Here is a 10445-nt window from a genome sequence, read left to right on the forward strand (position 1 = left end):
CAGGATGGAGAACGGGTGGAGGATCAATCTGACAGGAGCGCCGCCTGATGGTCATACACCAGATTTGACAATAACTCGTTGGTGGGTGTTCGCGGCTTGGGTTTCGGGCATAAGACCGGATCGTTTCGTTGCCAGCAAGGGGCATCCAATCTACCACAACCAACCCTGCTTGACCTTGCGGCGAGCACCATTGTCGCCGTCAGTCCCCCTCAGCCTTTAACTCTGGATTCAGGGTCACAACCCCAAGTATTCCGTCATGACGTAGCCAGCAACCAGCAAGATGGAGCCGGTTGAAGTGGTTAAGAAAATAAAGATTAAATGGTAACGCTGGTTACGGGGGAGACTCGCAAACAACTCCTCGTGTCCATCCCTCCGGGCCAGCCTTGGAAACAGACAATACGCACCGTAACCCCCAAGCCACATGGCACTTATGAGAAGACCATGGTCAATATATTCATGGCCATTCTTCTCACACAACCGTTTATCGATGGCCTTTTGATAGCGATAATGAACATACACCATGTTGATGAGTCCCGAAATGCCCAACAAAAAGGAAACTGCAGAGACAATGACGCCACTTGTCCAAATCTCATCCATTGACTCACTCCCCATCAGTGCTTAGGTTTTATAGTGGTTTCATAGACACTATTTCCGATACCTTTACCACTTGCTCCACCTAACCGGCTGCCTCCATACGCACCAGCGCCACCAACAACAATCCCGCAGGCCAAAGCGCCAGGACCGGTCGTCAAGCCAAGAACCAGAACACATCCCCCATAAGAAGCTAGAGCGCCGGCATAGACTCCCCCAGCAACACTTCCCGCAGCCCGCCCGGTTTGAGCGTATTTGGTCTGGGTACATTGGGGGGTGTTGGGATTCTTAGTGCAAACCTCCGCAATCTTTGCACCGCTTGCCGCTACGTCGAGCCCAATTGAGAGGTAACCCATCCCCTTGAAGGTTTTGGCGGTACGAAGCAGATTTTTTTGGTTGGTCTTGAATTGCGGTAATTCGGCGTTCACGCCGTGTACTTTGAACTGGTGAGTGACGGACTTCGTACTCAAACCCAGTTGGTTTTTGATTCTGGAACGGTCAGCGCCTTGACGGAACAGTTGGCGGCGGAAAAGCCCATTGCCAAGAGTACTGTCCAGTTTGGAGAAAATCTCGGCACGCTTCTGGTAAAAGGCACTGCCCTTTAGGTCGCCGTATTTCGCATAAGTCGAGCGGTGCAGCTTTTCCAGTTGTTTCAGAAGCTCTTGCACCTGCTTCTTTCTCGTTGCGAAATGATTGTTCAGCCAACCGGTTCCAACATTTCCTACAGCCATGGTATCGGCGAGAACAGCGTAATAACGAGCCGCGACTCGCCGTTCTGACTCTCTCATTGCCGCCACCATCTCGTTGTAGGCCGCGGCCTTCTCAGCCAGGTTACCTTCCCAAGCTTGGCACGCCGATGAACCCTCCGGGGTGAGGATCACCATTTCTCCTTTTTTCACCTGGTCATTGCCCAAGTGCCGATTGACCCATTTGAAGTGTTCGATGGTCTTTTTGGAGGGCGACTCGTAGAGCTGAAACGCTTTTTCTTCGAGGCTCATATCTTCCTCGGAGATGTGGAACAGCGCCTCGTCGGGAATAGATTCAGCATTCATTTCAGTAGCTCCATTACTCTCTGTATCGAAAACGTCCTTTTCGGCCAAACAAAGTGCGCCATCAAGCGTCAAGCAAGATAACGTTTCTGTTTAGTACTTCTCGCTCTATTCTCCGCCAACCAAATCGATAAACAAAGACGCGCGCTCCATTCCGGATTCCTGAAGATAGCGTCAGCAAAGCCATGAGAACGGCGCTGAGCCTTTTTGGCTGCCGGGGAGAGGTCAAAACGAGGGGAGGCCCATGCTTTCTACTCCTTGAAAATATTAAATCCTTTTGTCTCAGTGTATAGAATGAGCTTCACCTTGCGCAAGTTTCCATCCTGCGACTGGCACTCAATGCTCCTGAATTCAGGTTTACTGTCACCATCTGAGCCACAGGCGCTATCAGCGTCACTTGCCCAAGCGCCCTGGAATGGGCCGCATCCCGGAGCGCACTCCATCTACCGGCTCAATGATCGCTGAATCCTCATAATCCGGCCGGTTCATCCGCGGGGTTACGGGCCAGCTGTCGAGCCGTTCGGGGTCCAGGCGCCGGGTCACCCGCTTGATCTCTGTCCGCTCCACAATGTCTGGGTCGAGCCAGTCGTACAAGGACTCAGGATCCAGGACCACCGGCTGGCGATCGTGGATAGGGCGCAGCTTGGGCGCAGCGGGTTCAGTGAGGATGGCTACTGAAAAGCCTGCCTCGGCGTTACCTGAGTAGATCCCGGCAAAGAACAGGACGTCCTGCTCCCCCTGGGAAGGATCTGTGATGTAGTAGGGCTGCTTGCCCTGGGCGGTGGTCAGCCACTCGAACCAGCCGTCGGCGGGGATGAGACAGCGTTTGTGCTGGAAGGCGTGGCTGAAGAAGCGGCTCGTGGCCACTCGCTCCGCCCGGGCATTGATTGGCCTGGGCGCGTCATCGCCGGCCCAGCTTGGCCGGAAGCCCCACTGCATCAGGGGGAGCTCAACGCCTTCATCACCCTGGCGCACCGTGCTGATCGCGGTGCCCGGGGCTATGTTGTAGCGCGCTGACCCCGGTTCCACCGGTTGAGAGATTCCGAAATAGGCCTCGGCCACCCAGGGTATGGGCGTGTGGCGATCAAAGCGGCCGCACATGCTGGCTCCTCAAAACGTATCGCTCAGTTGCCGCTTTTCCAGCGCTTGTAGGCCTCAAAGTCCGACTGGATCAGGTTAAGACAGGCAGCCACCACCGCCGCGTCATCAACAAGGCCAATGCCGGGGATGAAGTCCGGGATCAGGTCAATGGGCGTGATGACGTAGATGAGGGCGGCAACCACCGCCGCGATCGTCATCCAGGGCACTTCCCGGTAAACACCGCTCCAGTAATCCTGAATCATGGCAACCATCAGCTTGATCTCGTCCAGGAACCGGCTCAGCGGCCCTTGCCGGGACTTGCTTTCGAGCTCTTCCTTCTTGGCGAGGACCTTTTCAACATCGTCCGAGCCGACTGTCCGGGATCGCTTCTCAACCTCTGCCCGTGCCTTGTCCTCTGAAATCCTGCGGTCTGACATGTTCACCTTCCGGTTCCGGGGCTGGATCTTCAGGATACCTTACCAAACCGTTGGGCTTAACTTGCAGACGCAGCTGGTTATGCGCATGGAGTTTATTGCCCGGGTGCCTCCTTGGACAACTCGTCCATCAGCCTGAGCGCCAGCCTCAAAGGGCGATCCATGGTGGGGCCGGCCTGCCTGGTAAGCATCCGGATCTCGCCCTCAGGCAGGCCCGGCATCCCGTCGATTGGCGCTAGGGTACCCTGATGTTGGCCAAGAAGTGCCTGGCCGAGCACGGTCACCAGCTGATCCTCGCCCGCAAGGGTTGCAAGGGCACTGCTGTCCTCAGCGGTGGTAATGATGCGGTAATCCACGCCACTGCGGTGCAGCGACTCCAGTGCCCACCGGCGATACACGCAATCGTGGGCCGGTAAGCCAACAGGTAAGGGATCAAGGTGGCAAGCGGAACCTTGATGCGCGCCCACCCAAACAATGGTCTCAGCCGCTATGAAGACGCCCTCGCCGGGCCGCTCTTCTCCGGATACCAGAATCGCATCAAGACTGCCCTCTTCCAGCTTGTCTCTGAGCACTCTCCCTCCCCCGGTCACCAGACGCAGTTCCGACTCTGGTGATATCGACCTGAAGACCTGATTGATCCTGGGCAGGAAGCCATGGACGTAATCCGCTGAAATGCCTAACCGCACCGTGATCTGCTCGGTACCGCCCCGCAGGTGGCGCTCAATCTCGTTTTGGCTGCGCAATAGTTCCCGTGCCATCGGCAGCAGATCCATGCCGGCGTCCGTGAGCACCAGTTGACGCCCCCTCGGCTCAAGCAGTTGTTGCCCCGCCTGTTCTTCAAGACGCTTCATCTGCATGGAGAGGGCTGCCGGTGTCCGATGGACAAGGTTGGCCGCCCCGGCCAGGGTACCGGCGTCCGCAAAGGCGACGAAGCTTCGAAGAAGAGTGATTTCAAGCATATTGATAAGCTGCGCTTAGGCTTTTATTCAATCATTTTAGATTTTCTGATCGATTCAGCGTGCCTAACCTAGAGGCTCTCAGCAACGGCGCAACAGGAGGCAGCAACGCTCGCGGAAGCTAAGGAACGATTTGCGCAAAAAGACTTCGTGGGAAATATCGCTATAACGATCGGGAAGTAATCATCTATGTTTGAACAAGCGACAACGCTCACGTTTGACGTTGTGGGCACCCTGATTGATTTTGAGACAGGCATACTCAATTGGTGGCGGCCCATCCTGCAACGCCACGGGGTAGCAGTCTCTGACGACGAGCTTCTCCGCCGTTTAGGGGAGGCGGAAGCCGAGCTCCAACGTTGCCACCCTGAACTCCCTTACACCAGCATGCTCTCGTCCATGTACTGGTCGGTTTCACGCCAGCTGGCGTTTACGGGCACCGAATCGGAGGCCAGCGCTTTTCCTGAATCCATCGCTGACTGGCCGGCCTTCAACGATTCCGCGAAGGCGCTGAAGCAGTTGGGAGAACGCTTTCAATTGGCGGCTTTCACCAATGCCGATGCCTGGGCCTGCACGGCCATGAGTCGTACCCTGGAGGATCCTTTTGACACAGCCGTGACCTGCGATGAAGTGGGTATCAACAAGCCAAGCTTGCGGTTCTTCCGCTACGGGATCGAAAAGCTGGGTGTCCGGCCGGAAGAGGTTGTGCACGTCGCCCAGAGCCAATATCACGATATCGCCTCGGCCCAGCAACTAGGGATGGCTACCGTATGGATCGAGCGGCGCCACGCAAAGCAAGGCTCCGGAGCCACACCACCAATACCGGAGATTGTGCCTGCTGACTTACACCTGACCTCACTGGCGGGACTCCTTGGCGTTTTGGACGACAACCCGGCTCTGTAATGCTGGGCTCATCCCCAGGGTGGCTCAACACCTTCAACACGGTATTCGCGTTTCAGTGCCCGGTGCAGGTTGATACAGGCGAACACCAGGATCACCGACACCGGCAGGCCGGCCGCAATGGAAGCCGTCTGCAGGCTGTCGAGCGCACCCGCGCCGCCCACCAGCAGCAGGGTGCTGGCGACAAGGCCCTCGGTAATCCCCCAGATCACGCGCTGACGTCGTGGGGAACGTTTGCTGCCCCGGGAGATCAGCGCATCCACCACGTGGGTACCAGAGTCAGAAGACGTAACGAAATAGGTTGCAATGAGCAGTGTCGCGAGCGCCGAGGTAATGCCGGCCAGGGGAAGCTGCTCAAGGGTCACGTACAGTGCCACGGTCGTATCCTCAGCAACAGCTTCCGCAATGCCTCCGCCGCCCTGCCCTAATGCCATCTCAAGGGCCGTACCACCGAAAGTGGTCATCCATACCAGAACGAACGCGGTTGGCATCATAAGCACCCCCACGATGAACTCACGGATGGTCCGACCATGGGAGATCCTGGCAATAAAGATGCCTACGAAGGGGGACCAGGCAATCCACCACCCCCAATAGAAGATCGTCCAGCTCTTCTGCCATTCGGACCCGCCCATGGGATCGGTGGAAAGGCTGAGTTCGATGAGCTGCGTCAGATAACCGCCGGTCGCGTCGAGCAGGAAGCGGATGATGAAAAGCGTGGGACCCAGCACCAGCACGAACACCAGCATGAGGAGCGCAAGCCCAAGGTTGAACACGCTCAGCCATTTGAGGCCTCGGTCCAGGCCGGAAATCACCGACAGAACCGCAACCCCGGTAATGAACCCGATGATTCCCACCTGGGACCACTTGGAGACGGGCAGCTCAACCAGCACATTGAGCCCGGTGTTGAGCTGCATGGCACCGAAACCAAGCGATGTGGCAAGGCCGAACAGGGTTCCGAAGACGGCCAGGATGTCGATGAGGTGACCGATGGGGCCGTAGATCCGGTCACCGAGCAGAGGGTAGAAAATGGAGCGAATGGTCAGTGGCAGATGATGGCGGTAGCTGAAATAGGCGACTGACAGACCCAGCACGACATACACTGCCCAGGCATGCAGGCCCCAATGGAAAAAGGTGTAGATCATGGCCTGGCGTGCCGCCTCGGGCGTTCCGCCCTCGCCCGTCGGCGGATTCTGAAAATGCAGAATGGGCTCGGCAATGCTCCAGAAAACCAGCCCGATCCCCATGCCGGTGCTGAACAGCATACTGAACCAGGCCGCTTTGCCGAAGTGGGGGCGGTCATCTGGCTCACCCAGCCTTATGCTCCCATAGCGGCTGAACAGCAACCAGACCAGGAACACCAGGAAGCCCGTGACGGCCAGCAGATACACCCACCCCAGATACTCGGTGATGACCCCTTGAATACTATCGAAAACCCGGCCCGCCGTAGCGGGAGCGATCACACCAAACAGGACGAACCCCAGGATAACGACCGCGGAGGCGACAAAAACGGTCGGGTTGACTGTGGAAAAGAAGCGCTCTGGTTTAGCCGGCCGAAGATCGCGTGCCATCAGTCCGTTCCACCGTTTCTGCTCGAGGGATTGGCATCAACAATGCCGCTGAGCGTGGATTGGTCGAGAACATGGCCTTTCATGACCCGGTCAAGCGCAGGACGGGTGGCACCAGCTTCCAGCGCGAGCGTGGTGTCCAGCGCCAGCACCCAAAAACGGTAGTGGTGGCGCCCTTCGGGGGGAATGGGGCCCAGGTAACCGACCTTTCCGAAGCTGTCCCTGCCGATACTGCATCCCGCCGGCAGGTTGACCGCGTCCAGGGACCGGGTATCGGGCGGGATGTTCCAGGCCAGCCAGTGCGTCAGCGTACCCAGCGGAGAGTCCGCATCCTCGATGATCAGCACCAGGCTGCAGGCCTGCTCTGGAACATCCTGGATATGGAGCGGCGGGAGCTCGTTTGCCTTGGGCGCCGTGTATCGCCACGGAATAGGATCACCGTCGGAGAATGCTGGGCTGGACAAACGCATATTTCCTGCTCCGTTCTGGAATCTTGCCTCAAGCGCGAATGCTGGCCATTGCTGATCTCACTCTACACTACTGGTGAAGCCTCAAGGTACTGCGGACGCTCAACCATGTAACCACATTATCCGGACTGGAGTGGTGCGGATCCGGATTCAGGCGCCGGTGGCCCAGCCCAGAACCGGTGCGGCCACCAGCCACACCCAGAGCGCGATCAGCAGCAGAGTGATGCCACTCAGCCAGGCGCCCACGTAGGCCATCTGCCCGACGCTGATGCGTTCGCTGCTGAAGATGATGGCGTTCGGTGGTGTGGCCACGGGCAGCATGAAGGCACAGGAAGCGGCCATGGCCACCGGTACCGTCAGGTGAATCAGCGACAGGTCCTGAGCCAGGGCAAAGGATGCCGTTAGGGGCAGCATGGTGGCCGCTGTGGCGGTATTGCTGGTGACATGGCTCAGCGTCATGATCAGTGCGGCCACGGCCAGCATCAGTAACAGAAGGGGCCAGTCTGCCATCCCCGAAAGCAGTTCCGCCGCCGCAGCGGCCAGACCGCTGGACTCAATAGCAGATCCCAGAGCAAGACCGCCACCCACCAGGATCAGGACGCCCCAGGGCAAGTTGCGGGCCTGCTCCCAGCTCAGGAGAAAACTGGGACGGCGCCAGTCCGAGGGAATGACAAACAGCAGCAGGGCGCCGGTGATGGCGATGCCGGCATCCGTAAGCTGCAGCGACTGGAACACCCCCTCAATCAATGGTCGTGTAAGCCAGGCCACCGCAACCAGCAGAAAGACCAGGCCCACCATGACCTGTGGCACACTCAATGGGCCGAGATCGGCGCGTTCGCGTCCAAGCAGGGTTTCAAGCCCTTCAATCGGTGTATGGCCGGGATCATAGAGCCGGCGGGTCAGCAGCCACCAGGCCATTCCCAGGAGCACGAGTGCCAGCGGTAGCGCCACTGCCATCCAGGAGAGAAAGGTAATCTCGATCCCCTGGCTGTCCCGGAGGTAGCCAGCGAGCAACGCATTCGGCGGCGTGCCAATCAGTGTTGCCATACCGCCAATGTTGGCGCCCATGGCAATACCAAGCAGCAGCGCCACGTTCAGGTTCTGGTGATTGTGGTCGCGGTCACTCTCCTCCACCAGAGAGAGCACGGAAAGCCCAATCGGCAGCATCAACGCCGCCGTGGCGGTATTGCTGACCCACATGCTGAGCAGGGCCGTAGCAGCCATGAAACCACCCACCACCCGGTCCGGGCGGGTTCCGGAAAAGCCAAGCACCAGCAAAGCCAGACGCCGGTGCAGGTTCCAGCGCTGGATGCCCTCGGCCAACAGAAAGCCGCCAAGGAACAAAAAGACCAAAGGGTTGGCGTAAGGGGCGGCGACTTCATCAATCGGGGCCACGTTCATCAGCGGGATCAATGCGACCGGCAGCAATGCCGTAACCGCAATGGGCAACGCCTCGGTAACCCACCAGATTGCCATTAGCAGGGTCAGCGCCAGTATGCGCCAGCTGTCTGGCGTCATGGTCTCAGGCGGACCGGCAACCAGCAGTGCGGCAAATACCAGGGGCCCCAGGGTGAACCCCAGCTGGACCCGCCAGTGGCTGAGCTTGGCCAAAAGCGTGGGTTCGGCGGAGGTGAGGGACACAGACGAATGAGAGAACCAGCGTTTCATGGGTGGTATTGAAACCCATAAGACAATCAGAAGCCATAGAAAGCCGTGGTATGGTTGACCGACCCGGGGCGGATCGCTATATTACGCACCTGCCGCACAGCAGGACCGTAGCTCAGTTGGTTAGAGCGCTGCCTTGACATGGCAGAGGTCGGCGGTTCGAATCCGCCCGGTCCTACCATTTGATTTTCCCCGATTGTTATCCCGTCTCTTAAACGCTTTCGTGTTCCTTTGAAGGTGCCTAAAGGATTTTTGGCGCCGCCATCGATCAGACCTGATAGAAATCCCGGTACCAATCCACGAAATTGCGTATACCGGTCTCAACCGGGGTTTCCGGCCGGTACCCCACATCCTCGATCAGGTCCTGAACATCAGCACAGGTGGCGGGTACGTCGCCGGGTTGCATGGGCAGGTAGTTTTTCTCGGCCTTGCGCCCCAGGCATTCTTCCAGCACTTCGATGAGCCGGCCCAGTTCAACCGGGTTATTACTACCGATGTTGTAGAGCCGGTACGGCGCGTTACTGGTGCCCGAATCCGGATCCGCGCCACGCCAGTCCGGATTCGGCGTAGCCACATGGTCAAGCGCCCGGACACGATCATGATTGGACCGCTTTCCCCCTTAGCAAAAGATCGCCGCTGGTTAGTGATAATCGGTTTTTTTATTGGATCCGCGCTCCATAAAAAACGCCGTCCCGATAAAAAGCCCCCCATTGAAAGCAAAGACAGCGACTGCCTCACCAAGAGTGATCGCAGAAACCTCATACCCATCCATTATTTGGGACGCAATGCGCAAGAATACCAGAAAAACGACAGCGGACAGACCCGCTACAGCCGTAAACAGAGAGATGTTCCTTTTGCTTGAAAAGCTCACCCCCCCCTGTGAGAACTTTGCCACTATAATGCAGCTTATTACTGTTACTGCTGCATTTCCTCCAAGCTGATCCTTGATACCCAACCATATATCAAAAGTTATAGCGACTGCTGATAGCAAGTTAAATAGAACCACGTATAATATTGCAAGCCATAAAATATTGCTTAGTCGAACGTTTTTCATCTAGCGCATTTCGTTTTGAATTAAACCGTTAAACTTAAACCTAATTCATAGGTGATTCAGGGTTTATAGACACCGTTTTTTGTCGTCTTTTAATTTCTTGCATCGCGTTCTGACGAGTTTCAGCAGAAGCTTGCATCGCCCCAAACAAAACGATACTAAGTGCGAGTCCTGCAACGCCTCCTCTACTTACACCTTTAGCGCCACTCTTAGAAACCCCCTTGATGATCTGCCATGCACTCGCACCCACACCAATAGCCCCTGGATTTAAACCGAACTTGCTATCCAGATAGGAAATTTTTCCGTGAAAGGAAACAATATCCTCTAATTCCTCGGTCGTTAGTGACCAGCTTTCCCACCTGGGGTTCGCAATGACATTTGCAACTTTCCCTTGCAACTTACCATAAAAAGGTCTGTTTGAATCCTTGAACCGACGAATTTTTTCCATTACCTCTCTTTTCTGATGCCTCTCCACGTGACGAAACAGAATAACGCCAGCAAGAGCCGCTGCAACCTCATTATAATCTGAATTTTTGGGAACAACTTTTCGGGGAACACCCACTATTTCTGCAAGCTTAAATGCTGCCTCTTTCTGAGACTTTGGTGTCTCATACCTGAATCAGTGACTTCGCAGGCCAATATACCCCGCAAAGCGCAAGCTGGGCTAATACGGGCAAAATCTGAATAGAT

11 protein-coding genes, 1 tRNA gene and 1 pseudogene are annotated in these 10445 nt (G+C 56.8%); 3 read left to right on the forward strand and 10 right to left on the reverse strand.

The features are described from left to right. Positions 1-234: 234 nt before the first annotated feature. From AC1RQI_RS15680 to AC1RQI_RS15700, 5 genes and pseudogenes are all read right to left on the reverse strand, one after another. Entirely contained in the window at positions 235-597 is a 363-nt protein-coding gene (locus tag AC1RQI_RS15680) for a hypothetical protein (protein WP_481905556.1), read from the reverse strand. 14 nt (positions 598-611) lie between these two features. Further along, positions 612-1643, reverse strand: a complete 1032-nt coding sequence (locus AC1RQI_RS15685; RefSeq protein WP_481905557.1) for a hypothetical protein — start codon at positions 1641-1643, stop codon at positions 612-614. Positions 1644-2033: 390 nt separating this feature from the next. After that, entirely contained in the window at positions 2034-2741 is a 708-nt protein-coding gene (locus AC1RQI_RS15690) for an SOS response-associated peptidase (protein WP_481905558.1), read from the reverse strand. An 89-nt stretch (positions 2742-2830) separates the two neighbouring features. Continuing rightward, positions 2831-2944, reverse strand: a pseudogene (locus AC1RQI_RS15695) (YkvA family protein); the annotation flags it as partial. Between the two features lie 305 nt (positions 2945-3249). After that, a complete protein-coding gene (locus tag AC1RQI_RS15700) occupies positions 3250-4113 on the reverse strand; it encodes a LysR family transcriptional regulator (protein WP_481905559.1) in 864 nt (287 codons plus the stop codon). Between the two features lie 186 nt (positions 4114-4299). Between AC1RQI_RS15700 and AC1RQI_RS15705 the strand changes: the two genes are divergently transcribed. Next, positions 4300-5010 (forward strand): HAD family hydrolase, encoded by a 711-nt coding sequence (locus tag AC1RQI_RS15705; RefSeq protein ID WP_481905560.1) that lies wholly within the window; start codon positions 4300-4302, stop codon positions 5008-5010. Positions 5011-5018: 8 nt separating this feature from the next. On the opposite strand, the gene AC1RQI_RS15710 is transcribed toward AC1RQI_RS15705, so the two are convergent. From AC1RQI_RS15710 to AC1RQI_RS15720, 3 genes are all read right to left on the reverse strand, one after another. Continuing rightward, a complete protein-coding gene (locus AC1RQI_RS15710) occupies positions 5019-6575 on the reverse strand; it encodes a BCCT family transporter (RefSeq protein WP_481905561.1) in 1557 nt (518 codons plus the stop codon). Next, positions 6575-7042: a YbhB/YbcL family Raf kinase inhibitor-like protein gene (locus tag AC1RQI_RS15715; RefSeq protein ID WP_481905562.1), complete on the reverse strand. Its 468-nt coding sequence runs from the start codon at positions 7040-7042 to the stop codon at positions 6575-6577. Before AC1RQI_RS15715 ends, AC1RQI_RS15710 begins: the two co-directional genes overlap by 1 nt. Before the next feature lie 147 nt (positions 7043-7189). Further along, a complete protein-coding gene (locus tag AC1RQI_RS15720) occupies positions 7190-8707 on the reverse strand; it encodes an SLC13 family permease (RefSeq protein ID WP_481905563.1) in 1518 nt (505 codons plus the stop codon). A 101-nt stretch (positions 8708-8808) separates the two neighbouring features. On the opposite strand from AC1RQI_RS15720, the gene AC1RQI_RS15725 reads away from it, so the two are divergent. Beyond that, positions 8809-8885, forward strand: a tRNA-Val gene (locus AC1RQI_RS15725). An 87-nt stretch (positions 8886-8972) separates the two neighbouring features. On the opposite strand, the gene AC1RQI_RS15730 is transcribed toward AC1RQI_RS15725, so the two are convergent. Continuing rightward, positions 8973-9278 carry a hypothetical protein gene (locus AC1RQI_RS15730; RefSeq protein WP_481905564.1) on the reverse strand — a complete coding sequence of 102 codons (306 nt, stop codon included), beginning with the start codon at positions 9276-9278 and terminating at the stop codon, positions 8973-8975. Here AC1RQI_RS15730 and AC1RQI_RS15735 point away from each other — a divergent pair, their 5' ends adjacent. Next, a complete protein-coding gene (locus AC1RQI_RS15735; RefSeq protein WP_481905565.1) occupies positions 9279-9566 on the forward strand; it encodes a hypothetical protein in 288 nt (95 codons plus the stop codon). Positions 9567-9798: 232 nt separating this feature from the next. Here the strand turns inward: AC1RQI_RS15735 and AC1RQI_RS15740 are convergent, their stop codons facing one another. Beyond that, positions 9799-10203: a hypothetical protein gene (locus AC1RQI_RS15740; protein ID WP_481905566.1), complete on the reverse strand. Its 405-nt coding sequence runs from the start codon at positions 10201-10203 to the stop codon at positions 9799-9801. Positions 10204-10445 lie beyond the last annotated feature (242 nt).

It is taken from the genome of Salicola sp. AFF1 (genome assembly GCF_056783195.1).

Coding starts and splice junctions, on each gene's coding strand:
- AC1RQI_RS15680 (WP_481905556.1), bottom strand. CDS start 597: ATGGATGAGATTTGGACAAGTGGCGTCATTGTCTCTGCAGTTTCCTTT.
- AC1RQI_RS15685 (WP_481905557.1), bottom strand. CDS start 1,643: ATGAATGCTGAATCTATTCCCGACGAGGCGCTGTTCCACATCTCCGAG.
- AC1RQI_RS15690 (WP_481905558.1), bottom strand. CDS start 2,741: ATGTGCGGCCGCTTTGATCGCCACACGCCCATACCCTGGGTGGCCGAG.
- AC1RQI_RS15700 (WP_481905559.1), bottom strand. CDS start 4,113: ATGCTTGAAATCACTCTTCTTCGAAGCTTCGTCGCCTTTGCGGACGCC.
- AC1RQI_RS15705 (WP_481905560.1), top strand. CDS start 4,300: ATGTTTGAACAAGCGACAACGCTCACGTTTGACGTTGTGGGCACCCTG.
- AC1RQI_RS15710 (WP_481905561.1), bottom strand. CDS start 6,575: ATGGCACGCGATCTTCGGCCGGCTAAACCAGAGCGCTTCTTTTCCACA.
- AC1RQI_RS15715 (WP_481905562.1), bottom strand. CDS start 7,042: ATGCGTTTGTCCAGCCCAGCATTCTCCGACGGTGATCCTATTCCGTGG.
- AC1RQI_RS15720 (WP_481905563.1), bottom strand. CDS start 8,707: ATGAAACGCTGGTTCTCTCATTCGTCTGTGTCCCTCACCTCCGCCGAA.
- AC1RQI_RS15735 (WP_481905565.1), top strand. CDS start 9,279: ATGGTCAAGCGCCCGGACACGATCATGATTGGACCGCTTTCCCCCTTA.
- AC1RQI_RS15740 (WP_481905566.1), bottom strand. CDS start 10,203: ATGGAAAAAATTCGTCGGTTCAAGGATTCAAACAGACCTTTTTATGGT.